Raw genomic sequence first — 22,855 nt, 5'->3', positions numbered from 1 at the left:
TTTTCCGCAGGAGGAACAGATACTGAGAAAAAATAACAGTCTCCTATTTTAAGCCTTAGGGAATAACTAAAATTCAGCTCCTACATTCTCAAAAATCAAAACTAAACTTTTGTACCTCTAATAGCCTCAGTAAGCTTTTTTATGACTTCATTAAGATTTTCCACTTCCTGTCCCACTGTCTCTGATGTTATTTTTACATCCTGAGCAAGCCCGCTTGAACGCTCTGCTGAACGGGCTACCTCATCAGATGTTGAGGATTGCTGTTCTGTAGCTGTAGCTATCTGCGTTATTGTATCCTTTACTTTTATTGAATGTTCTGCTATTCTGTTCAATGCATCCTTTACTTCATTTAATGCTTCCAGTGCCTCAGCTACCTCCCTTGCTGTCACATCCATGCTTTTCAATGACTCCCTTGATTCTGCCTGTACCGCTTCTATTTTCTGTGATATCTCTTCTGTAGATTTTATTGTTCTTTCTGCAAGTTTCCTTACTTCATCTGCCACTACTGCAAAGCCTCTTCCCTGTTCTCCTGCTCTCGCTGCCTCTATTGCTGCATTAAGAGCAAGCAAATTTGTCTGATCTGCTATGTCTTTTATAACTATAACTATCTCTCCAATTTCCTCTACTCTCTTATTCAGTGAATCTATTGTCCTTTTCAACTCTGTGGTTGAATGATTAGCTGATTGGACTATTGTTGTTGATTTATCAGAAAGTGTTACTCCTTCATGTGCAATATTTTGTGATTCTGTTGCTAAGTCAGATGCCTGAGAAGCATTCTTTGCTATGTCAGTTATTGTCTGACTCATTTCTTCCGCTGCTGTAGCTATTTGATGAGACTGTGATGTCTGCTCCGCTGCTTTCTTTTTTAATGTCTCAACATTTGCCTCAAGTGCTCCTATTACTGATTGAATCGTCCCCAGAGATTTCTTTACATTTTCTATTACTGATAAAGTGAATTCATCAACCTTTCTTACTCCTCTTGCTATTAAGCCTATCTCATCTTTCCTCTCCTCAAGTTTTTTATCAAACTCTATTGACCCTATATCACCTCTGTCTGCTCCCTTCGCTATCTCTTCCATCTTTAATGCCATCTCTGGGATAACCTTTAATGATTTTTTCATGAAAAACAAAAATATGTTGGTCAAAAGAGCTGCAAATACAAATATTCCTGCAAAGAGATAAAAGTTTCTTTTCATAGTATTTGCCATATTTTCTTTTGCTTTTAAAAACTTAGATTTTTGCAAATCACTAAGATTAAAAACTATATCTCTTGCTTTTCTGAATCCATTTGTAAGTTCTTGTGATTTCTTAAGGGCTTCTTCTTTTTTACCTTGTTCTGTAAGTTTAATTATTTCTGCTATTAAAACATGATTGTCTTGCCACATTTTCAGAAGTTTTTTCAATTCTTCCTGTATGTTAGCAGGTGCTATTTTTATTGTTTCATCAATCGTTTGTACTAACTCTTTATAGTATTTCTCAGCATTTTTCTTTGACTGTTCATCATTAGATGCCAGAACATTTCTGACCGAAGCTAATGTCTGAGAACCATGTCCATAAATATCTTTATACGCAACAAGAAGCTGAATATCCTTATCCACAAGTTCCCTGACATTATCCTGAGAAGTTTTCCCAGTAAAGTAAAAAATAACAAAAAGAAATATAAAAGAAAAAAGTGTTGTAATACTTACTAATTGAATAAGTTTTGAAATTTTCATGATAATTCCTCCTTTTAAGTATCAAAGTATTGTCAAACATTAATGAGACAGGAAATCAAGGGGATGGACAATCAAAATTGTGATATATTTGACTCATCAAAAATATAATATCAATTTTTAATTCTTAGGTTTGTTAAAACTTTTAAATAGTTTAATAAATTTTTTATATAAATCATACCCCTCTGAATTCATTCTTGAAGAAAAGATAATAAAAAAGTTTAAAATACTATATGCCGAAGTGGCGGAACTGGCAGACGCGCCAGATTCAGGATCTGGTGGTGTTAACGCCGTGCGGGTTCAAATCCCGCCTTCGGCATTTTATAACCCCTTGATTTTTAAAGCCTTTAAATTCAGAAACTTATACTAACGGTTATTTCAATGGTTTTAATACCCCTTAATAATTGAGCAGTCTTTTTTGTCATTCCTAACTTCCTCAATGGGTGCGAGGAGTCTTTGATACTCGGGAAAAAAAAGTAGATTCCTCGTCGCTAACGCTCCTCGGAATGACGGAAAAGGAACGTGCATTGGAATGACAAGAAAAGTTCAAATGATAGGGAAAAAGTGGAATGACAGAAAGAGCGAATCCGCAGGACACATATATTCTGTCACCCTGAGCGAAGTAAATGGTCTCATATTTTAGAGCGGAGAAGATTCTTCTTCCGCATACGCAGCCCCTGAATGGCAAAAAAGTTGACGGAAAATTAATAAAAATTTTAAACTAAAATTTCTAAATTTATTTAGGAGGGACATCTAAATAAAATGAAGGATAAAGTCTTAAAACTCGGATTGCCTAAGGGAAGTCTTCAAGAAACCACATTAAAGCTCTTTAAGAAGGCAGGATACAATATACATGTTTCACACAGGTCATATTATCCTGTAATTGATGATGAAGAAATCTCAGGTATGCTTTTGAGGGCCCAAGAAGTACCAGTTTATGTTGAAAAAGGATATCTTGATTGCGGACTTACAGGATATGATTGGATTCTTGAGCAAAATGTTGATGTAATAGAGGTTGCTGAATTGAGATATGCAAAAGAAGGATTTAGGCCTGTCAAATGGGTTATAGCTGTTCCAGAAGACTCTCCGATAAAAACAGTTGAAGACTTGCAGGGTAAAAGGATTGCTACTGAGCTTGTTGGATACACAAAAAGATATTTAAAATCAAAAGGCATCAAAGCTGAAGTTTATTTTTCATGGGGAGCAACAGAGGTTAAACCACCTTATCTTGCTGATGCAATTGTTGATTTAACAGAAACCGGGACGTCTTTAAAGGCAAATAAATTACGCGTTATTGAAACAATTCTTGAATCAACCACCCGTTTTATTACAAATAAAAATGCATGGAAAAACTCATGGAAAAAGAAAAAAATGCAGGATATAGCAATGCTTCTTCAGGGTGCTTTATTGGCTGAAGAAAAAGTAGGACTCAAGATGAATGTTCCAAAGGATTCTCTTAAGAAAGTGTTATGTTTACTTAATTCATTACATTCGCCAACAATTTCTCAGCTTTATGATGAAGAATGGTATGCAGTAGAAGTTATAATAAACGAGAAAAAAGTTAGAGAACTTTTACCTAAGCTCAAAGATGCAGGTGCATCAGGTTTTGTTGAGTATCCATTGAATAAAGTAATTCCATAAGGAGGTGTTTCATGTACGCGATTATAGAAACAGGAGGAAAACAATTCAGAGTTAAATCTGGAGACATAGTAAAAATTGAAAAACTCAATATTGAACCAGGGCAGGAAGTGATTTTTGATAAGGTTTTACTTTTTAAAGGGAATGAGGGACTTAAGATAGGAAATCCGTATATTGAAGGTGTAAAAGTTAAAGCTGAAGTTATTGATGAGAAAAAAGACAAGAAAGTTCTTGTCTATAGTCCTCCTTCAAAAAAAGCTATCCACAAGCTAAAAGGACACAGACAATGGTATACTAAAATAAAGATAAAAGAAATTGTAGGAGGATAAAAATGGCACATAAAAAAGGAGTTGGAAGTTCAAGAAACGGAAGAGATAGCCAGGCTAAAAGACTTGGCGTAAAAAGATTCGGTGGACAGTTTGTTAAAGCTGGAAATATTCTTGTTCGTCAGAGAGGAACAAAATTTCATCCTGGAGCAAATGTAGGGGTTGGTTCTGACTATACCCTGTTTGCCTTGATTGATGGAATTGTTAAATTTGAAAGGAAAGACAAGCAGAGACTTAAAGTAAGCGTTTATCCAGTAATTGAACCTGCCCAATAAATCAAAGGGTGGCTAAAACCACCCTTTCTTCTTCCATGCAATTCATTGATTATGTAAAAATCTATGTAAAAGCTGGTGACGGTGGCAGAGGCTGTATAAGCTTCCGCAGGGAAAAATATGTTCCCAAAGGAGGTCCTGACGGCGGAGATGGTGGAAAAGGCGGAGATGTAATAATTCAAGCTTCTTCAGAACTTCATACACTTCTTGACCATAGATATCAAAAAGTCTATAAAGCCCAGAGAGGACAACATGGAAAAGGAAGTAATATGAAAGGAAAAGATGGAGAAAACCTGATAATAAAAGTGCCTGTTGGAACTGTAGTTAAAGATGCTGAAACAGAGGAAGTTCTCGCAGATCTTGATGAAGAAGAAAAATATTTTATTGTTGCAAAGGGTGGCAGAGGTGGCTTCGGAAATGCTCATTTTGCGACTCCAACAAATCAAGCTCCAAGATATGCTCAACCAGGAGAAAAAGGACAAGAACGATGGGTAATTCTTGAGCTTAAGCTCCTTGCAGATGTAGGGTTAATAGGTCTTCCCAATGCTGGCAAATCAACTTTGATTTCAGTAATAAGCTCAGCCAAACCAAAGATTGCAGATTATCCATTTACAACCCTTATACCTGTGCTTGGAGTTGTAAAATATGAAAATTATCAAAGTTTTGTTGTTGCTGATATCCCAGGATTAATTGAAGGTGCTCATAAAGGAGCAGGACTTGGACATCAATTTCTAAGGCATGTTGAAAGAACCTCTTTGCTCCTTCATCTTGTTGATGTATCAGATTTTTCTGAGTCTGACCCTCGGGAAGACTTTGAGAAAATTCAGAAAGAACTTGAACTTTATAATCCAGCCCTTACAAAAAAGCCATTTGCAGTTGTTGGAACTAAGATTGACATTGCCTATAAAGGGGACAGACTTGGAAAGCTTAAAAAATATTGTGAAGAAAAAGGTATTGATTTTTTCCCAATAAGTGCAGTAAAAAAAGAAGGTATTGATAAACTTTTACATTATCTTTCAGAGAAAGTGGGTAAAAAATGCGGATTGTTGTAAAAATAGGGAGTAATCTTTTAACTGACAAAGCAGGACGCATTAACCAAAAAAGAATTCTTTCTTTGGCAAAGGAAGTTTCCGAACTTCATAATAAATCAATTGAAGTTGTGATGGTTTCCTCCGGAGCAATTGCTTCTGGCTTAAGGAAACTCGGACTTAAAACTAAACCCAGAGAAATAAGAAAAAAACAGGCTACAGCTGCTGTTGGACAACCTCTTCTTATGTGGATGTATGAAAGGTCTTTTCTTAAATATAAAAAACATATAGCTCAGATTCTTCTTACAAGAGATGACCTCAGTGATAGAATTCGCTATGTTAATGCAAAAAATACGATTCTTACACTTCTTGAGATGGATGTTATTCCTATAATAAATGAAAACGACACTGTTGCTACAGATGAAATAAAATTTGGTGATAATGACCAGCTTGCAGCACTTGTTTCAGGGCTTATTGAAGCAAATCATTTGATAATTTTATCAGATGTTGAAGGACTCTATACATCTGATCCTAAAAAAGACCCTGATGCTAAGATAATAAAACATGTTAAAGAGGTTTCAAAAGAACTTATAGAGATCGCCAAACCAACAAGCACAGGATACGGAACAGGTGGCATGTACTCAAAAGTTATGGCTGCAAAGAAAGCAACCTCATTTGGAATCCCTGTTCATATTGTAAGCGGAAGAAGCTATGGAAATATTAAAGCTGTAATAGAAGGAAAACAGATAGGCACATACTTTGAACCAGTAGCTCAAAAAGTAACATCCAGAAAAGGCTGGATTGCCTATGCAACAAGAGCAAAAGGTAATCTTTATATTGATGAAGGCGCTGTTAAAGCATTACTTAAAAACGGGAAAAGTCTTTTACCATCAGGAATAAAAAAAGTTGAAGGAGATTTTGATGTTGGTGATGCAGTATATTGTGTTGATGAAAAAGGAGAAAGAATTGCAAAAGGATTGGTTAACTATTCCTCCTGTGAAATAAAACTCATAAAAGGCAAAAAATCTTCAGAAATTGAAAAAATTCTCGGATATAAATACTCAGATGAAATAGTCCACAGAGATAATCTTGTTATCCTTATATAATTTTGATTTCTTTTGTCTACTTCGGTTTCTAATATGAGTTGCCCAAAAAGTTTGCTATTCCAATGCCGTGTATGCGGAAGAAGAATCTTCTCCGCTCTAAAAGATGAGACCTTTCGCTTCGCTCAGGGTAAGAGAATATATGTATCCTTCGGATTCGCTTTCTGTCATTGCACCTTTTTCCTGTCATTCCAATGAGCGTTCCTCTTCTGTTACTCCGAGGAGCGTTAGCGACGAGGAATCTCCTCTGTTCGTCCATGTCATTCCGAACGAAGTGAGGAATCTCCTTTTCTCTTTTAAGGAGAAGACCCATCGGAATGACCGTTGGTGATTGAACAGCCTCAATTAATTTATTTCAATCCTGATGAGGTAAAGAGATTTTTGAAAACTATGTGATATAATCAAAACATGAAAGGCTGCAAAATAGATATTCAATCAGTCAAAAATTATCTTTTAGAAAAAAATGAAAAAAAATTAGCTATTAAAACAAAAGAGCGGGATGAGATATTGTCAATGATAAGGAGACTTTCAAAGCTATGGGAAAAATATGGAGTGGAAAGGGTTTACCTTTATGGTTCAATGGTAGAGTTTTCGTTTAATAAGTATTCAGATATTGATATTGCTGTGGAACCAGACTTAGATTTTGAAAACCTTCTCAAGCTTTATTCTGAGATAAACAGATATTCTAAAAGAGAAGTAGACATAAGATTACTCAGCGAACTTCCTTTTAGGGAAAAAATAAGAAAAGAGGGAATTCTTGTATATGAAAGAAAGCATTCATGCATTTTTTCAGGCATGCCTACGATGTTGATATTGATAGAGAAAAATTTAAAATTGTTGCTGAAAAAGCATTGAAAATAAAGAAAAAATATAAAAGTGAAATAAATAAATTTCTAAGATTTCTTGATGAGTTGTTAAAATAATTATTTTTATTTTAGACAATTCATAATCAAAGAGGCAGATGAAACTCAGGATAAGAGAAAATCTTTTGTATTTTTTATTAAAAATAATTAAAAAATTGGACCAAAGGCAAACAGAACTGAAATATTTTAATCCAGATGAGGTAAGGAATATTCTTGTGGTGTCTTCAACCGCTATCGGAGATACACTTATGTCAACTCCTGCAATAAGAGCTATAAGAGAGAAATATCCTAAAGCTAAAATTATTGCCCATTTTAATGTAAAAAACATGGAACTTTTCGAAAACAATCCCCATATTGACGGAATAATTCCCTACTACAGAGGGTGGAAAAAGTTTTTTAAAACAATCAGAGAATTCCGAAAACATAAATTTGATGTAGCTGTAATCCTTCATGGCAACGAACCTCAGGCAACTCCGATGGCATACCTCGGAGAAGCAAGATTTATCGTTAAAGTGCCAAATTCTAATAGGTTTAAATTTCTGCTTTCTAACTCAAATGAGCTGTATACATGGGATGATTTTACGCATGGAGTTGAGGCTAGGCTAAAATCAGCAGAATTGATAGGATGTAATATTAGAGATAAAAGAATGGTTTTACCAATTCAAAATGAGGGAGAAGATTTTGTAAAAAAATTTTTAAAACAAAACAATATTGATGAAAATAACACAATCATAGGATTTCAAGTGGGAGCTTCAACTGTAAGTAGAATGTGGTTGCCGGAACGATTTATAGAATTAGGGAAAAAATTAATCCAATTAGACTCTAAAATAAAAATTATAATAACTGGTTCTCCCAGTGAATATTCATACTGTCAAAAAATCGCTCAAAGTATAGGAAAAGGAGCAGTTGTTTCGGCAGGTAAAATTCCTTTAAAATATCTCCCATCTCTCATAAAGAAATTAAGAGTTTTAGTTACAGGAGACACAGGAATTATGCATATGGCAATTGCTTTGGGAACGCCGATAATTGGATTATTTGCTGTTTCTGATCCTAATCGGTCTGGAGCATATTATGATTTAGATAAGCATTTTATTATCAAAAAAGATAGAACATGTGAACCATGTATAAGTAAAAAATGTAAATATCCCGTATGTATGGAAAGTATAAGTGTTGAAGAAGTTTATAAAGTTATAATAAAATTTTTGAATTTATGAAAAAAATTTATGATATATTAATTCTTGATACAGGCAAAGAATGGGGAGGAGGCACTAATAGCCTTATTGAACTTCTCAAGAGAATTGATAGAAAAAAATACAATTTTACTGTTTTATTTTACTACAACTATAATAAGGGTAATGATTCTAATATCCAAAAAGAAATTGAAAAACTCGGAATAAAGTTTGTTTTGTTACCACAAAAATCTCAGGCGATATTTATAAAGATAATAAAGGAAGTGAGCAGGATCTTATTTTTTTATAGTAAAAAAATTAAAAAAATTATCATTTTCTGGATTGATTATTTTTATAAAATAAAACCTAACGCAAAAAGAATTGCCAAAATAATAAAAGATTTGAAAATCGACTTATTATATATGAATAATCAACCATCATCAAATCTTGAGGGGATAATAGCCTCAAAAATTACAGGAATTCCCTCAATATTACATTGCCGAGTAGAGCCAGTTCTTAATTTTTTTGAAGCAAAATTAACAAATTCATCAGTCAATAAAATAATATGCGTATCAGAAGGTGTCAAAAATGAACTTATTAAGCAGAACATTAACACAGAAAAATGCATAGTAGTCTATAATGGCATAGACATTGCTATATTACCCAAGCAATCCCTGCAAGCAATAAGAAAAAAACTAGAAGTATCAGAAAAAGAAATAGCAATAGGAACAGTAGGCTCCCTTATGAAAAGAAAAAAAATATCAGCTTTAATAGAGGTATTCAGTATAGTTAGAAGTAAAATTGATAATGAAATCAAACTCATAATTGTAGGTGAAGGTCCTGAAAAAGAAAATTTGGTTGAATTAGCAAAAAGAAAAAACCTAATCAATGATATAATCTTTACAGGCTTTCAAAATGATGCTATTTCTTATATCAATGCATTTGATATTTTTGTAATGACCTCAGATAAAGAAGGATTACCAAGAGTTATTATTGAAGCAATGCTTATGAGTAAACCAGTCGTTGCTTCAAATAAATCAGGTCCTACCGAACTCGTCGTGAATGGAGAGACAGGCTTTCTTGTTTCACCTAACAATCCTGAAGCTTTTGCTGAAAAGATTTTATTACTAATAAAAAATCCTGATTTAAGGAATCAGATGGGTGAAAAGGGAAGAGAAAGAGTTATAAAAGATTTTTCAATTGATCATTATATAAAAGGTGTTGAAAATGTTTTTGAAGAGGTGTTGAAAGATTGATATATCTGATTTTAACTTATATTTTCTACCCTTTTATTTATATTCTGACTTCCTTGAAAGGAAAAAATAAAGTCTCTAAAATATTAATTATACAAACGGCAAAAATTGGTGATTTAATCTGTTCAACGCCTGTTTTTAGAGAAATAAAAAAAACTTTTCCTCATATTAAATTATCTGTTATCGTAACTCCAACTACAAAGGAATTGTTAGAATTAAATCCACATGTAGATGAAATTATAGCAATAAAACCTCAAGATTATAAAGGATTTTGGGGTAAGATTAAGCTTGCAAAATTAATTTATAATGGCAAGTATGACATTGGAATTGCTCTAAATCCAAGTGTTCTGTATGCTATTTCTCTGTTCTGGGGATTAGTCCCGATAAGATTATCAGTAATGCCAAATTTTTCTGGTTTAACTTTTAAACTTGCTTCAAAGCTCTTTACCTATGTTGAACCACATGTTTCAGGACAACTTGTTATTGAAACTTACATGAAAATGCTGAGATTTATAGATATTGATAAATACGATTTAAGAAAGGAAGTTTACAAATCTGAAGAAGCTGAAATGAAAGTTAAAGAGATTTTAGGTAAGACAAATAAAACCTTGATAGGCATTGCGGTCAGTAGTGCTAATAAACTAAAGGAATTGGGAGTTGAGAAGATAATAGATTTGGTGGATAAGTTATTAGAAAATCTCGATGCTCAAATTGTTTTAATAGGAAATTCTCAAGATACAAATAATGCTGAAATAATTAAAGTAACTTCAAAGAATAAGGGCAGAGTAATTAATACCGCTGGAATTTTTAATCTTAAAGAACTCCCAGTACTTATTGAAAAACTATCATTGTTTATTGGTGTAGATACAGGTATAACATATATGGCTGATGCTTTAAATATCCCTTTGATTAATATAGCAGGACCTTCTAACATGGAAGATCAAAGACCTTTGGGAGAAAAGGTCGTGATAATTCAAAAAACAGACTTACATTGTGTGCCATGCTCACATGTTTTTAAATCCCCTTATGATTGTGAGACAAAAAATCGTGACTGTATTGAATTAATTGAGATAGATGAGATAGTTGAGAAGATCAAAAAGTTCTATAGTCTGAATACTAATTGTTATGAAACAAGTTGATAAAATAATTATTATATTTCTGAGTATTCTCATCTTAGTTTTGCCTGTTGCTCACACTGCTACTATTCGTTCTATTGCTTTATGGACTCCATTTATTTTATTAATTTTACGATTTTATCGTGAGAAAAATTTTAAATTCATTAAGACCTCATTTGAAGTTCCATTTTTAGTTTTTTTTGTTATTGCATTACTTTCCTTTTTTACTTCAGTCAACCCCAAAGAAACAATAAAAGAAATTAGAGGCGAGTTAATTACACCAATTTTGCTATTTTATTTAGTTTACTATGCTATTAAAAAGGAAGAAAATGCTCTTCTTTTAATGAGAGTTCTATTCTTTAGTAGTATAATATTCAGTCTTTATTCATTCTATGACTTTTATAGAAACGGAGGCAATTGGTTTTCTGTAACTTATAAAGCTGGTGGATTCAGAGACCCTGGAGGTGGAGAAGTAGCAGCTCTTTATCATACTATGGTCATCCCTTTTATATTTTGGGGATTGATTTATCTTCAAGATAAAAAGCAGAAATTTTTCTTAATATTAGCATTAGTCATAAATCTATTAGCACTTCATATAACTTTCGTAAGGGCAGGAATAATTGCATTAGGTTTACATGTGTTTTTTAGCTCTTTATTATTACTCAAAGAGAAAAAATTTTTTATCTCTTTGCTTTTGGTTATACTTCTATCTATTTTAACTTTTGTATATATTGAAAAGAAGATGTTTAGAGAAATGCATACAGAGCGGATTCCCTCTATAAGTGAATACTTCAAAATGAAACCTGAGGAAATAGCAGGATATAATCCATCTTCGATGAAGCAAAGGCTTGCCATGTGGAAAACAGCAATTGATAAAATATCTGAAAATCCATTTTATCCTCATGGATACGGAAGATTTTTATTCGGTAAAACTGTAAGAAATGAAAATAATAAGCATTTTATTTATCCTCAAACTCACAATACTTTTATAGGAATTGCTTTTGAGTTAGGGATTCAAGGTTTAATAGTTTTCTTATGGATGATAACAGCATTTTTTATAGTTTGTTTAAAATATTGGCTAAAATCTCAAGATACGTTAATAAAATATTTTTCTGCTTCATTAATGACTATGATGGTAGGCTATTGGGTTAATAATTTCTTTGGAAGTTTTGATGGAGATGATTCAAAATTGCTTTTCATGATGTTACTCGGAATAGGAATGGCTGTTATGCATAGAATACCAAGAGAAAGGGAAATTGTACATCAACAATGATCTCAAAAATCCTTTTCATCCGTCGGGACAATATTGGTGACCTCGTATGCACAACTCCTGCAATACATGCAGTTAGGCAGGCTTATCCTCAGGCAAAAATTGGAATCCTTGTAAATTCTTACAATGCAGAGGCGATTAGAAACAATCCAGATATTGATGAGATATATATTTATGAAAAAGCTAAACATGTTCCTGAGAAAAACAAGTTTTCTGTTTGGTTCAACAATACCAAAATTCTCATGAAAATCAGAAAAGAAAAATATGACGTTGCAATTGCTTGTGGCTCATATTCGCCAAGACTTGCAAGATATACATATTTAACAGGAGCAAAGCTGAAAATTGGTTATCTACCAAAAAATGTTGAAAAATCATTTTTTTATAATATGCCTCTCAAAGAGCCTCAAAAACCTATGCATGAAGTAGAAAGAGTTTTTACCTTGCTTTTACCATTGGGAATAAATGAAAAACCAGACAAAATGAGGGTATATCCATCATCATACGAGATTGAAAGGGTAAATGAATTGCTTAAAAAGGAGAGATTCTTCGGGGTCATTGAGACCCCTCAGAATGACAGAAAAATAGCCTTCCACATAAGCAGCAGAAAGCCTGAAAACAGATGGACTACTGAGAAGTTTATAAGCCTCGCAAGACTTATTTTAAAAAATCATAATGCCAATATAATGCTACTGTGGTCTCCAGGTTCAGAAAACAACCCCTACCATCCAGGAGATGATGAGAAAGCTGAGCTTATATCAAAAGCAGTTCCTGAGATTATTCCTTGTAGGACTGTCCGTCTTGGAGAGCTTATTGCTGCATTGAGTTTCGCAGATCTTGTTGTCTGTCTTGATGGAGGAGCTATGCATATAGCAGCAGCACTTGGTAAACCTATTGTTACCATATGGGGTTCCACAGACCCTGAAAGGTGGAGACCTTGGGGAGTAAAAAATGTTCTTATTCAAGGTATTAATAAAAAAGCAGATGATGTAGATGTTGAACCAGTATATGAGGCAATTGTCAGATTCGTTAAGGAGATAACACAGTAAATGACTATCAAGGTTCTTCACACTGAATCCTCACCAGGCTGGGGTGGACAGGAAAATAGAATTTTGAATGAATGTATAGGCATTCAGAAATTAGGCGCTAAGGTATTTATTCTCTGCCAACCTGAGAGTGGACTTGCCAAAAAAGCCCAAGATGCTGGTATAGAAGTTTTTATGCATCCTATGAGAAAGAGTTACGATATCAAAGCAATCTACTATACAGCAAGACTCATCCACAAATTGAACATTGATGTAGTAAACACTCATAGTGGTAAGGACACCTATATTGCAGGATTTGCAAGAAAGCTCTCAAAAAAACATCCCCTAATTGTGAGAACCCGACATCTTGCTTTACCAATTACCTCTACTTTTTCATATAAATATCTCTCAGATATTATAGTAACAGTCAGCGAATATGTGAGAAACTATCTTATCAGCAGGGGTATCAAGCCTGAAAAAGTCTTTACAGTTCCTACAGGAATTGATATTGAAAAATTTAATCCCGATAAAGTGAAAGCCTCGCTAAGAGAAAAATTAGGACTTAGCAAAAACACTCCTTTAATCGGCACTGTAGCTGTTTTAAGAAAGAAAAAAGGTCATCACATTCTGCTTGAAGCAATTCCTGAAGTTTTAAGAGAAATCCCAGAAGCAATTTTTGTCTTTGTCGGAGACGGTCCTCAAAGAAAAAATATTGAGGAAAAAATTAAGCAGTATGGACTTTCAAAAAATGTAATTATGCTTGGACACAGAAATGATATTCCTCAGATACTTAATTCCATTGATTTATTTATTCTTCCCACCCTACAGGAAGCTTTGGGGACATCTTTCTTAGAAGCAATGGCAATGGGCAAACCTGTTATAGGTTCAGATGTTGATGGAGTAAGAGAAGTCATTGATAATGGGGTAAATGGATATCTTGTTTCTCCGAATGAGCCTCGTTTATTGGCATCCAAAATATTGGAAATTCTTAAAGAGCCAAATTTAGCATATAAGATGGGACAGGCAGGAAGAAAAAAAGTGGAAAACAAATATACGTTAGAACATATGTGCAAAAGTATGCTTGATTTATATTTGCAATATTCAAACAAAACTTTATAATCTCCAATAAAGAAATCCTTTTCTCAAAATTTCCTCTCTATCATAAGCGCCTTTTATGTCAATAAGTATACAAGGGGTTTTCATAATTTTACTGTAAAAATCAAGGCTAAATTTCTTAATAAAAACTTCATGTTTAACAGCTAAAACAACACAATCATAGGGTGAATGATGATTTATATCATCTATAAAATTCCATCTGTATTCGTGATTTAGGTCATTTTTCATCACAACAGGGTCGTAATGATAAATCTGCATGCCAAAATCCTCTAATTCTTTGCTTAGTTCCATTACCTTACTGTTTCTTAAATCAGGCACATTTTCTTTGAAAGTTGCCCCCAAAATTAAAATCTTAGAACCTTTTACCTTTTTTCCTGCTTTTATCAAAATTTTCACTATTTCATGGGCTATATAAAGAGGAATAAACTCATTTACACCTCTACCAGCTAAAATCAACTCTGGAGCGTGTCCTACCTCTACGGATTTTCTGGCAAGATAATAAGGGTCAACAGGTATGCAATGCCCACCTACAAGCCCAGGTTCAAATGGCAAAAAGTTCCATTTAGTCTTGGCAGCATTGAGAACTTCTTTAGTGTCAAGTCCCAATTTATGGAAAATCAAGGCTAATTCATTCATCAAAGCTATATTTATGTCTCTCTGAATGTTTTCAATAACCTTGGCAGCTTCTGCTGTTTTTATGTCTGGTGATTTGTAAACACCTGCCTTGATTACTTTCCCATAAACCGATGCCACAAGCTCAAGTGTCTGAGGAGTGTCTCCTGATACGATTTTTACTACTCTTTCTATGTTGTGCTCCCTGTCTCCAGGATTTACTCTTTCAGGTGAATAGCCGATCCAAAAATCTCTTTTCCATCTTAAACCGCTTTCTTTTTCAATAACAGGAACACATACTTCCTCAGTTGCTCCTGGATAAACAGTAGACTCAAATACAGCCACCCCACCTTTTGAAATATGCCTACCTACTACCTCAGATGCAGAAACAAGAAAAGATAAATCAGGATTTTTAAGCTTATCAACAGGAGTTGGAACCGCAACTATTATAAATTTAAATTTATTCTTATCCGACAACCTATCCTGAAACTCAATATTTGAATTCAATAGTTCCGCCTTTGTTACTTCGCCTGTAGAATCAAGCCCTTTTTTAAGATCTTTGATTCTTTGCGAGTTCCTATCAAAGCCAACAATATTAAAATATTTTGCCATGGCAACTGCCAAGGGTAATCCCACATATCCAAGCCCTATGATGAGAATTTTTTCTTTACCTTTTTCTAAATCTTCATATTGAACCATTAGTTCTACCTCTTAACAATGTTTTAAGTTTTAAAAATCAAACCACATAATAAAAGTAATTTTTCACTTGCCGCAATCTGTCATTCTGAGCCCTTTTCTTCTGTCTGCCTATACTTCCCCTATGCATCCAAAAGAGGAGACCCTTCGCTTCGCTCAGGGTGACAGCATAAAAATATCATTCCTCTTTCCTTTCTATCATGCTAAGGCTTTGTTGGTCCTCCAATTATATTTTTGCCCTTCTAAATCTTTTTCTGCCATCTGATGCTTTCTGTCATTCTGAGGAGCGTAAGCGACGAAGAATCTCCTCCACTTTTTTAAGGAGATAATCCCTCAGGATAACTCTTTAAGTCCAAGTTCCTCAGAGTCTCGTCTCTCAGAACAACAGTTTAAACTCTCTTTATTATTAAACAGCTTCGTATTTTTATCCTCATAATTATAACAAATTGAGATTAAATTGATTTATCTGATAGAATAAATTCCGTGATTACAGGAAAAACAAAAATAATAGGAATATTCGGTGATCCTATAGAACATACACTTTCTCCTTTAATACATAATGAAGCTTTTTCATATCTTGGACTTGATTATTGTTATGTAGCCTTTAATGTAAAAAAAGACAAACTAAAAGAAGCTGTGGAAGCTATAAGAGCTCTGAATATAAGGGGTGTTAATATTACAGTTCCTCACAAAGAGACAGTAATCCAATACATTGATGAGCTTTCAGATGAAGTTAAAAATATCGGTGCAGTCAATACAATTTTAAATAATGAAGGAATATTAAAAGGATTTAATACAGATGTAAACGGCTTTATTTTATCCCTTAAAGATGAAGGAATATCAATGAAAAATAAGAACTTTTTAATTCTGGGAGCAGGTGGGGCTGCAAAAGCCATAGTTTACGGGATTTTAAAAGAAGGTGGAAAAGTTTATATTTACAATAGAACGCCATCTAACGCATTGGCAATAAAAGAAAAGTTTAAAAAATTTGGTTTTATTGAAATTGTGGAAATGGATAAATCAGTTACTGAAAAAATAGATGTTATAGTAAATGCCACATCACTTGGTTTAAAAAAGGATGACCCTATGCCTTTAAATCCTGAATTAATAAAACCTGAACATGTTTATTGTGATATTGTTTATCCTGAAACACCTTTGATGAGAGAAGCGGAACGAATCGGATGCAAGGTTGTTGGAGGGATTGGAATGCTTCTGTGGCAGGCTGCATTTGCCTTTAAAATATGGACTGAAGTTGAAGCTCCTATTGAAATTATGAAAAAAACTTTGAATAAACTATTGACAAAAGATTAATTTTTTGCTACAAAACATAAAATGGTTCTTGGGATAGAAATAGAGCCTTCTTCTATTAGAATAGCTCAGATGAGCAAGAAATATGAGCTTGTTCAATGGGAGATATTTGAACTTCCAAATGGCGTATTCGGTTCAGAAGGCATTGTTGATAGTGATACTCTTATAAAAACTCTTTTAAAAATTCCTCCTAAGTTTAATATAAAGGATCTCAAAGTAGCATTAGCAATTTCAGGACCCACATATACAGCTGTAAAAATACTCCAAGTTCCTTACATAAATAAAGATGAAATTGCTTTAAATCTTCCCTTAGAACTTGATAAATACATTCCTTTTAGCGTGAAAGAAGTATATTATGATTTTCATATACTTGAACAATCAAAAAATAGAAATTCAGCAGAACTGCTTGTAGCAGTCGCTAACAAACAAATAGTGGATGAATATGTCAATATTTTTGAAAGAGCAGGCATTACACTGGTAGCTATAGATATTGGAGCTTTAGCTCTTTACAATATATACGAGGTAAATTATAGCGATGTTGATACTGTCGCAGTTATTAACATAGGAGAAAATGTTATTAACTTTGCTATCGCAAAGAAAAATAAGCCTATTTATATTAGAGATAGCACTATTGCTTTAAATATTAATATAAATGAAGCTCACGATGAAGAAATAAGAAACTTCGCAGATGAAGTTTCTGCAGAAATTTATAGACAGATTGAGTATTTCAAGGCTTTTATGTCCGAAGAATCTGTAAAAAAGATATATCTTACAGGATTTCCTGTAATTTCTCCTTTTTTTATTTCATCAATTGAGGAAAGGCTGGAGCAGGAAATTTTTATATTTAATCCTTTCAAAAAAATCAAGATTAATAAAAAAATCTCATCCAAAATGCATAAATATGTAAACATTGCCTCTATATCAATAGGTTTATCTCTGAGAGGAACGGAGAAGATAAAGTGATTAAAATAAATCTTTTACCCAAAAAAGAGGTAAAAAAAACAGGCAAAAAGTTCCAAGTCACACTATCTTGGGAAGTTGTTAAAAAGTTTATAATTCCAGCAGGAATAACATTGGTGATTCTGATGGTTATTTTTGCTTATTGTGAGTATATAAAATCAGAATATCAAAAAGATATAGAAAGCCAGAAAAAAGTGCTTTCAGGGCTACAGAAAAAAATTGCCGAGGTTAAAAAATTTGAAGCAATGAATAAAGATATAGAAGCAAAAACAAAATTAATTGAAAGTTTGAAAAAAATGCAATCAGCACCTGTTAGTATTCTCAGCACTATTGTAAAAAAACTTCCTGATGGAGTATGGCTTACAGGATTACAGTTTGATGAGGCAGTTACAGTTGAAGGCATAGGATTTTCAAACTTAAATGTAGTTGCATTTGTTGACAATCTTAAAGCAACACCAGAGTTACAGGATGTCTATCTTGTAGAATCTCAGCAAACTGAGTTTGAAAAACAGGCAGTATATAAATTTATTATAAAATTTAAGCTAAAGGTGTAAAAATGAACTGGGAAAACCTTTCAAAAACTAACAGAATTCTTTTAATGGTGATTCCATGTCTTGTTCTTTTTATTCTTTTCAGTTCTGTTTATTTATTACCAAATCTGGAAGCTATTGATAAATTAAAAAAAGAAAAAAATAGTTTAAAAGAAGAGATAGAAAAAGCAAATATGGTAGTTAACAAGTATGAAGAATTGAAAGCTTTAAATGAACAACTTCAGAAAAAGATGGAGTTTCTTGCAAATCTTCTTCCTAAGGAAACAGAAGTTTCTGATGTATTAAAGAAAGTTTCTGAGATAGGACTTCAAAAAGGATTAGTTGTAACTTCATGGAAACCAAAAGATAAAAAGCCACATTCATCAAATGAAGTTTATGAAATTCCTGTAGAAGTGTTAATGCGTGGTAAATATCATACATTTGGAACATTTTTCGCTGATATTACAAAAATAGAAAGAATAATCAACATAAAAAAGATGGAAATTAAAAAAGGTGATAAGGATCCAACAATGCTTAATATGAACTTGATTGCTGTAACATACTCATTGATACCAGAAGAAGAAAAGAAGAAAATACAACAGAAGAAAAAATGATGAATAGAAAAAATATTTTATTTATCGGAATAGTTACATTATTCATAGTTTTACTGTTAGTAATTTATCTATTTAATAACACCTTAAAACATGAAGAAATAGTCCAACAATCTGTAAAAAAACAATCAATCCAAACAAATTTACAAGAAATTACATTCCCTACATATTCCTATGATGCTCAAAAATTAAGAGATCCCTTTGCACCATTAATCGTAAAAAGAGAGGAGCGGAAAAAAGGGGCTTCTCCTCTTGAAAGTTATGACATAGAAGAACTTAAGCTCACAGGAGTTGCAAAGGATAAAAAAGGTAGTCTTGCACTTATTCAGGCACCTGATGGAAGGTTCTATATCGTAAGAGAAAATGATAGAATAGGGTTTAGTGGAGGTAAAGTAATCAGGATTCTAAAAGATGGTGTTGAGATTAAAGAAGATAATAGAAAGCTTAAATATTTAAAGCTTGGAGCGGAGGAAGAGAAATGATAAATAAAATTGTTTTTATCTTAATTTTTATACTTTTTTTTGCATCAAATTTAATAGCTGGTGAGATTAAAGCGATAATTCCTGAAGGAGATATTCTAAAAATACAACTTACAGAAAAAACAGAATATAAAGTAATTCCTCAGGAAGATCCCTTTAAGATAAAAGTAGAGTTTAAAAACACAAATCCTGGAATTTTAGATAAAAAAATGTTTTTCAGAGAAGGAATTGTAAGTGAGATCTCAGCTCAAGCTTATGGAGATACCACTATTGTAGATATGCTTTTGGTTGAACCTGCTAAGCCTGAAATAAAAATGGAAAACAATATTTTGATCATTTCTTTTAGTTCTCCGTCTGATTCAATATCTCAACAGATGAAGGCGAAAAAGATTATTGAAATAACAGTTGATGAAACAGAGGAAGGTTTTGAGATATCAATTCAGGGAGATGGCGAACTTCCAGAGCCTTCTATAACCAAGATTGATGGTTACATTAATGTTGGTTTTCAGGGTATAAATCTGGATACAGAACCATCAGAAGACATTCCTGTTTCTATAAAAAGGCAGGGAGACGAACTCATATTGAGCTTCTTTTACGGGAAAGAATTTGATGTTGAGCCTGTTTATCTCGGAGATGAAATAATTCTTGATATGAAAAAAGTTAAAGAAACTAAAATAGTTGAATCACAAGAAACTAAATCCATAGAAACCTCTCTGCCAAAGGCTGGTAATGAAGAAAAGACTATTTCACTTGACCTTCAAGATGCTGATATTGTAGGGGTTTTCAGACTTCTTGGAGACATAGGTGGATACAATATTGTCATCCATCCTGATGTAAAAGGTAAGGTAACATTAAAGCTAATAAATGTTCCATGGCAACAGGCAGTTGATGTCATATGTAAAACCTTTCAACTTGAAAAAACATTTGAAGGAAATATAATAAGAATTGCTCCTGTTAAAATTTTTCAGGAAGAAAAAAAACTTGAAGCAGAGACAAAAGATCTTTTCAAAAAAGCAGAAGATGAACAAATTCGCATATTTGTTTTGAAGTACGCTTCTGTTGATAAGGTAAAAGGGACAATAGAAGCAGCAAAAATTCTATCCCCAAAAGGAACAATATCAACTGATGAAAGAACAAGAACAGTAATCATTAGAGATATTCCTTCTGTTTTAGGGCATATTGCAAGGCTTGTAGCAGACCTTGATAAACCAACAAGGCAGATACTTCTTGAAGCAAGAATTATAGAAATGTCAAGCAGCTTTTCAAAAAGTCTTGGGTTTGAATGGGGTATTCAGTGGTATCCTCCGGGCACAAGAACAACGATAGTTGGCTCTGTAGGAGCAGCAGCAGGTAGTTCAGCAAGCAGTGTTCCAGGAGGAACTGCACCATTAGCAATAAATCTACCTGCTTCAACAGGGAATGTAACTTCGCCAACAACTGCATTTACAATCGGATATCTTAATCCAAGTCAAACAATTGCACTTGATTTAAGGATTTCAGCACTTCAACAATCAGGAAAGGGTAAAGTTATATCAAATCCAAAGGTTATTACTCTTGATAATCAGAAAGCAAAAATAGTTCAGGGAGCAAGTATTCCTTACGGAGAAAAAGATGTTCAAAGCGGACAAATATCAACCAAGTTTAAAGATGTTGCAATAACAGTTGAGGCAACGCCTCATCTTATTGATGATAAATCAATGCTTCTTGATGTAAGTGTTATCAAAGAAGACCTTGTGGAATTTGTAAATATAGGTGGAGTTTATGCTCCGAGAACCACAAAAATAGAAGGAAATACAAAGGTTTCTTTAAAAGATGGTGAAACTCTTGTTATAGGAGGCATATATAAAAAGACTGACAGCTTGACAGAATCTAAGGTTCCAGGACTTGGAGATGTTCCTTTGCTTGGTGAACTGTTTAAAAGTCGTGGCAGAGATGAAACACTTTACGAAGTTATGATTTTTGTGACTCCAAGAATTTTAAAGTATGAGTAATGCGGATTCTTCTCATAGAAGATGATAGAATTTTGGGAGAAACACTAAAAGATTATCTCAAAATAGAAGCTATAGAAACAGTATGGCTTTATGATGAAAGACAACTTCCTAAAACAATCAAAAAATACGAGTTTGATGTAATAGTTATAGACCTGATACTTAAATTTACATCTGGCGAAGAAATAATTGCTGCATTAAGAAAAGCAGGCATTGAAACCCCAATTCTGGTTACTACTGCCAAAAAAAGCATAGATGATAAAGAGACATGTTTTTTAAGAGGTGCTGATGACTATCTTACAAAGCCTTTTGAATTCAAAGAGTTTGTCCTCAGGCTTAAGGCTTTAAGCAGAAGGAAACATATCGGAAACATCATTAACTTAGGAGAACTTATTGTAAATCTTGATGCTAAAACAATTCATAAAGGAAATAATGAGATAAAATTATCAAAAAAAGCATGGGAAGTTTTTATTCTTCTTTTAAAGAAAAGAGGTGAAATTGTTGATACAGAAACAATTTTAAACTACATATGGCCTGACAAGGATGTGGGAGATGAAATTGTGAGAGCATATATTAAAGAATTGAGAAAAGTATTGCCATCAGACAGTATAATAACTTATCCAGGAAGGGGATATAAACTGAGTTGAAGTTTCAGATTAAGATAATTATTGTTTTTTCATTAATTATGGGAGTAATCCTCTTTTATTTGAATACGGTAGTAATAAACTTTTTTGATAGTGCCAAAGAAGATTATATTTTTCAGACATTTGATAAAAAGGAATTGAAAAGAAAAGAATTTATAGAAAAAAAATTCCAGGAATATGTAAAAGATGTTTTATTACGTGAATTTTTACTTGTTTTAAGTTTAATGTTAATTCTTTATAAAATCATTGACAGAATGCTTAGACAAGAAAGAGATTATAGAGATTTTTTAGAATTAATTCTTTTGACTATTTCTCATAAGTTTGGTAATTTTCTTGCTACTCAACAGGGTAATATAGAAATTTTGAAAATCCGACATGACGAAAGAGCTCTTCAAAGATTAGAAACAAGCTATAATTACATTCAGAAGGATTTTTACAAAATTCTGGAAACCATAAGCCGCTTTAAAGAGTTTTCACTTAATAAGGAGAAAATTAATTTGAAGACAATAATAGAGAAAAATATTTCAATATTTGATATAAATAATACAAGATTAATATTGAACTTGCAAGATACTTATATCTCCGCAAACCGACAGATTATTGAGAATATTATTTTTTCACTGCTGGAAAATGCCATTAAATATTCTAATGGGAAAATTCATATAAGACTATCAAAAAATTTACTTGCAATCAGAAACAACATTGCACAGGAACAAAAGGGTTCTGGAGTAGGATTGAAAATTACAGAAGCCCTTGCAAAAAAGCAAGGACTTAAACTTAAATGCAGAGCAAAAGGAGATAATTTTATAGCAGTAGTAAAATTCACATAATTTTCACAACATTTAATTGGATTTTTATTTATATTTTAGTAAATTATTTATATTTTTATGAGATTATCTATTTAAAATGTCATTCTGAGGGGTTTCAATGACCTCTCAGAATCTCTGACTCAAAAGAGTCAAGCCGAGGGCTGTGTTTTTCTGTCATTCCGAGCACCCTCAATGGGTGCGAGGAATCTCTGACCTTTTCTGTTATAGAAAAAGGAGGAGATTCCTCACTCCGCTTCGCTCCGTTCGGAATGACAGAAAGAGGTGCTGCTCAGAATGACAGAAAGAGGTGTTCCTCGGAATGACAGGGAGA

23 protein-coding genes and 1 tRNA gene are annotated in these 22,855 nt (G+C 33.1%); 22 read left to right on the top strand and 2 right to left on the bottom strand.

Features of this window, described 5'->3' with window-relative positions; all coding sequences use genetic code 11:
• Positions 1-101: 101 nt before the first annotated feature.
• Positions 102-1,715, bottom strand: coding sequence for a methyl-accepting chemotaxis protein (locus tag THEYE_RS02180; RefSeq protein ID WP_012546834.1), 1,614 nt, complete (start codon positions 1,713-1,715; stop codon positions 102-104).
• A 232-nt stretch (positions 1,716-1,947) separates the two neighbouring features.
• Here THEYE_RS02180 and THEYE_RS02175 point away from each other — a divergent pair.
• The 14 genes from THEYE_RS02175 to THEYE_RS02115 all read left to right on the top strand — a co-directional run bounded on the left by THEYE_RS02175 (position 1,948) and on the right by THEYE_RS02115 (position 13,890).
• Positions 1,948-2,031: transfer RNA gene (locus THEYE_RS02175), tRNA-Leu, on the top strand.
• 443 nt (positions 2,032-2,474) lie between these two features.
• Positions 2,475-3,353 carry an ATP phosphoribosyltransferase gene (gene hisG / locus THEYE_RS02170; protein WP_012545705.1) on the top strand — a complete coding sequence of 293 codons (879 nt, stop codon included), beginning with the start codon at positions 2,475-2,477 and terminating at the stop codon, positions 3,351-3,353.
• Positions 3,354-3,364: 11 nt separating this feature from the next.
• On the top strand, positions 3,365-3,679 hold the full coding sequence (rplU, locus tag THEYE_RS02165) for a 50S ribosomal protein L21 (protein WP_012545103.1): 315 nt from the start codon (positions 3,365-3,367) through the stop codon (positions 3,677-3,679).
• A gap of 2 nt (positions 3,680-3,681) precedes the next feature.
• Positions 3,682-3,951, top strand: a complete 270-nt coding sequence (rpmA, locus tag THEYE_RS02160) for a 50S ribosomal protein L27 (protein WP_012545975.1) — start codon at positions 3,682-3,684, stop codon at positions 3,949-3,951.
• 35 nt (positions 3,952-3,986) lie between these two features.
• A complete protein-coding gene (gene obgE, locus THEYE_RS02155) occupies positions 3,987-5,000 on the top strand; it encodes a GTPase ObgE (protein ID WP_012545625.1) in 1,014 nt (337 codons plus the stop codon).
• Positions 4,985-6,082 carry a glutamate 5-kinase gene (gene proB / locus THEYE_RS02150; protein WP_012546492.1) on the top strand — a complete coding sequence of 366 codons (1,098 nt, stop codon included), beginning with the start codon at positions 4,985-4,987 and terminating at the stop codon, positions 6,080-6,082. The genes obgE and proB overlap by 16 nt, the downstream gene beginning before the upstream one ends.
• Before the next feature lie 405 nt (positions 6,083-6,487).
• Positions 6,488-6,934 (top strand): nucleotidyltransferase family protein, encoded by a 447-nt coding sequence (locus THEYE_RS02145; RefSeq protein ID WP_012545379.1) that lies wholly within the window; start codon positions 6,488-6,490, stop codon positions 6,932-6,934.
• A complete protein-coding gene (locus tag THEYE_RS10650) occupies positions 6,892-7,002 on the top strand; it encodes a hypothetical protein (protein WP_422640669.1) in 111 nt (36 codons plus the stop codon). Before THEYE_RS02145 ends, THEYE_RS10650 begins: the two co-directional genes overlap by 43 nt.
• Positions 7,003-7,040: 38 nt before the next feature.
• On the top strand, positions 7,041-8,156 hold the full coding sequence (locus THEYE_RS02140) for a glycosyltransferase family 9 protein (protein ID WP_012546260.1): 1,116 nt from the start codon (positions 7,041-7,043) through the stop codon (positions 8,154-8,156).
• Positions 8,153-9,367, top strand: a complete 1,215-nt coding sequence (locus tag THEYE_RS02135) for a glycosyltransferase family 4 protein (RefSeq protein WP_012546788.1) — start codon at positions 8,153-8,155, stop codon at positions 9,365-9,367. Before THEYE_RS02140 ends, THEYE_RS02135 begins: the two co-directional genes overlap by 4 nt.
• The gene (locus tag THEYE_RS02130; RefSeq protein ID WP_012545887.1) at positions 9,364-10,503 is read left to right on the top strand and encodes a glycosyltransferase family 9 protein; all 1,140 of its coding nucleotides are present in this window, start codon (positions 9,364-9,366) and stop codon (positions 10,501-10,503) included. Before THEYE_RS02135 ends, THEYE_RS02130 begins: the two co-directional genes overlap by 4 nt.
• The gene (locus tag THEYE_RS02125; RefSeq protein WP_012545658.1) at positions 10,490-11,752 is read left to right on the top strand and encodes an O-antigen ligase family protein; all 1,263 of its coding nucleotides are present in this window, start codon (positions 10,490-10,492) and stop codon (positions 11,750-11,752) included. The genes THEYE_RS02130 and THEYE_RS02125 overlap by 14 nt, the downstream gene beginning before the upstream one ends.
• Positions 11,749-12,795 (top strand): glycosyltransferase family 9 protein, encoded by a 1,047-nt coding sequence (locus tag THEYE_RS02120; protein ID WP_012546733.1) that lies wholly within the window; start codon positions 11,749-11,751, stop codon positions 12,793-12,795. The genes THEYE_RS02125 and THEYE_RS02120 overlap by 4 nt, the downstream gene beginning before the upstream one ends.
• Positions 12,796-13,890, top strand: coding sequence for a glycosyltransferase family 4 protein (locus THEYE_RS02115; RefSeq protein ID WP_012546515.1), 1,095 nt, complete (start codon positions 12,796-12,798; stop codon positions 13,888-13,890). It abuts the gene before it with no gap.
• On the opposite strand, the gene THEYE_RS02110 is transcribed toward THEYE_RS02115, so the two are convergent.
• The gene (locus THEYE_RS02110; protein ID WP_012545193.1) at positions 13,885-15,198 is read right to left on the bottom strand and encodes a nucleotide sugar dehydrogenase; all 1,314 of its coding nucleotides are present in this window, start codon (positions 15,196-15,198) and stop codon (positions 13,885-13,887) included. The two genes, THEYE_RS02115 and THEYE_RS02110, sit on opposite strands and share 6 nt — an antisense overlap.
• Before the next feature lie 480 nt (positions 15,199-15,678).
• On the opposite strand from THEYE_RS02110, the gene aroE reads away from it, so the two are divergent.
• The 8 genes from aroE to THEYE_RS02070 are packed head-to-tail and all read left to right on the top strand — an operon-like array spanning position 15,679 to position 22,545.
• Positions 15,679-16,506, top strand: a complete 828-nt coding sequence (aroE, locus tag THEYE_RS02105; protein WP_012544907.1) for a shikimate dehydrogenase — start codon at positions 15,679-15,681, stop codon at positions 16,504-16,506.
• Positions 16,507-16,527: 21 nt separating this feature from the next.
• The gene (pilM, locus tag THEYE_RS02100) at positions 16,528-17,466 is read left to right on the top strand and encodes a type IV pilus biogenesis protein PilM (protein WP_012546294.1); all 939 of its coding nucleotides are present in this window, start codon (positions 16,528-16,530) and stop codon (positions 17,464-17,466) included.
• Positions 17,463-18,017 carry a PilN domain-containing protein gene (locus THEYE_RS02095; RefSeq protein ID WP_012545919.1) on the top strand — a complete coding sequence of 185 codons (555 nt, stop codon included), beginning with the start codon at positions 17,463-17,465 and terminating at the stop codon, positions 18,015-18,017. Before pilM ends, THEYE_RS02095 begins: the two co-directional genes overlap by 4 nt.
• Positions 18,018-18,019: 2 nt before the next feature.
• The gene (locus tag THEYE_RS02090; protein ID WP_012546057.1) at positions 18,020-18,607 is read left to right on the top strand and encodes a type IV pilus inner membrane component PilO; all 588 of its coding nucleotides are present in this window, start codon (positions 18,020-18,022) and stop codon (positions 18,605-18,607) included.
• A complete protein-coding gene (locus THEYE_RS02085) occupies positions 18,604-19,086 on the top strand; it encodes a pilus assembly protein PilP (RefSeq protein WP_012545649.1) in 483 nt (160 codons plus the stop codon). The genes THEYE_RS02090 and THEYE_RS02085 overlap by 4 nt, the downstream gene beginning before the upstream one ends.
• Positions 19,083-21,074: a type IV pilus secretin PilQ gene (pilQ, locus tag THEYE_RS02080; RefSeq protein WP_012546882.1), complete on the top strand. Its 1,992-nt coding sequence runs from the start codon at positions 19,083-19,085 to the stop codon at positions 21,072-21,074. Before THEYE_RS02085 ends, pilQ begins: the two co-directional genes overlap by 4 nt.
• Positions 21,074-21,718 (top strand): response regulator transcription factor, encoded by a 645-nt coding sequence (locus THEYE_RS02075; protein WP_012545121.1) that lies wholly within the window; start codon positions 21,074-21,076, stop codon positions 21,716-21,718. The genes pilQ and THEYE_RS02075 overlap by 1 nt, the downstream gene beginning before the upstream one ends.
• Positions 21,715-22,545, top strand: coding sequence for a sensor histidine kinase (locus THEYE_RS02070; protein ID WP_012545967.1), 831 nt, complete (start codon positions 21,715-21,717; stop codon positions 22,543-22,545). Before THEYE_RS02075 ends, THEYE_RS02070 begins: the two co-directional genes overlap by 4 nt.
• Positions 22,546-22,855 lie beyond the last annotated feature (310 nt).

The sequence above is a fragment of the Thermodesulfovibrio yellowstonii DSM 11347 genome, assembly GCF_000020985.1.
In the GTDB taxonomy this organism is placed as follows: Bacteria; Nitrospirota; Thermodesulfovibrionia; order Thermodesulfovibrionales; family Thermodesulfovibrionaceae; genus Thermodesulfovibrio; species Thermodesulfovibrio yellowstonii.
The sequence above is the reverse complement of the archived record's forward strand: the minus strand, read 5'-3'. Positions and strand labels throughout refer to the sequence as shown.

Bases quoted from the DNA above. Each gene is read 5' to 3' on its own strand.
- THEYE_RS02120 (WP_012546733.1), top strand. From the start codon at position 11,749: ATGATCTCAAAAATCCTTTTCATCCGTCGGGACAATATTGGTGACCTC.
- THEYE_RS02135 (WP_012546788.1), top strand. From the start codon at position 8,153: ATGAAAAAAATTTATGATATATTAATTCTTGATACAGGCAAAGAATGG.
- hisG (WP_012545705.1), top strand. From the start codon at position 2,475: ATGAAGGATAAAGTCTTAAAACTCGGATTGCCTAAGGGAAGTCTTCAA.
- proB (WP_012546492.1), top strand. From the start codon at position 4,985: ATGCGGATTGTTGTAAAAATAGGGAGTAATCTTTTAACTGACAAAGCA.
- rplU (WP_012545103.1), top strand. From the start codon at position 3,365: ATGTACGCGATTATAGAAACAGGAGGAAAACAATTCAGAGTTAAATCT.
- pilM (WP_012546294.1), top strand. From the start codon at position 16,528: ATGGTTCTTGGGATAGAAATAGAGCCTTCTTCTATTAGAATAGCTCAG.
- THEYE_RS02115 (WP_012546515.1), top strand. From the start codon at position 12,796: ATGACTATCAAGGTTCTTCACACTGAATCCTCACCAGGCTGGGGTGGA.
- obgE (WP_012545625.1), top strand. From the start codon at position 3,987: ATGCAATTCATTGATTATGTAAAAATCTATGTAAAAGCTGGTGACGGT.
- THEYE_RS02180 (WP_012546834.1), bottom strand. From the start codon at position 1,715: ATGAAAATTTCAAAACTTATTCAATTAGTAAGTATTACAACACTTTTT.
- THEYE_RS02085 (WP_012545649.1), top strand. From the start codon at position 18,604: ATGATGAATAGAAAAAATATTTTATTTATCGGAATAGTTACATTATTC.
- THEYE_RS02125 (WP_012545658.1), top strand. From the start codon at position 10,490: ATGAAACAAGTTGATAAAATAATTATTATATTTCTGAGTATTCTCATC.
- THEYE_RS02090 (WP_012546057.1), top strand. From the start codon at position 18,020: ATGAACTGGGAAAACCTTTCAAAAACTAACAGAATTCTTTTAATGGTG.
- pilQ (WP_012546882.1), top strand. From the start codon at position 19,083: ATGATAAATAAAATTGTTTTTATCTTAATTTTTATACTTTTTTTTGCA.
- THEYE_RS02140 (WP_012546260.1), top strand. From the start codon at position 7,041: ATGAAACTCAGGATAAGAGAAAATCTTTTGTATTTTTTATTAAAAATA.
- THEYE_RS02075 (WP_012545121.1), top strand. From the start codon at position 21,074: ATGCGGATTCTTCTCATAGAAGATGATAGAATTTTGGGAGAAACACTA.
- THEYE_RS02110 (WP_012545193.1), bottom strand. From the start codon at position 15,198: ATGGTTCAATATGAAGATTTAGAAAAAGGTAAAGAAAAAATTCTCATC.
- rpmA (WP_012545975.1), top strand. From the start codon at position 3,682: ATGGCACATAAAAAAGGAGTTGGAAGTTCAAGAAACGGAAGAGATAGC.
- THEYE_RS02145 (WP_012545379.1), top strand. From the start codon at position 6,488: ATGAAAGGCTGCAAAATAGATATTCAATCAGTCAAAAATTATCTTTTA.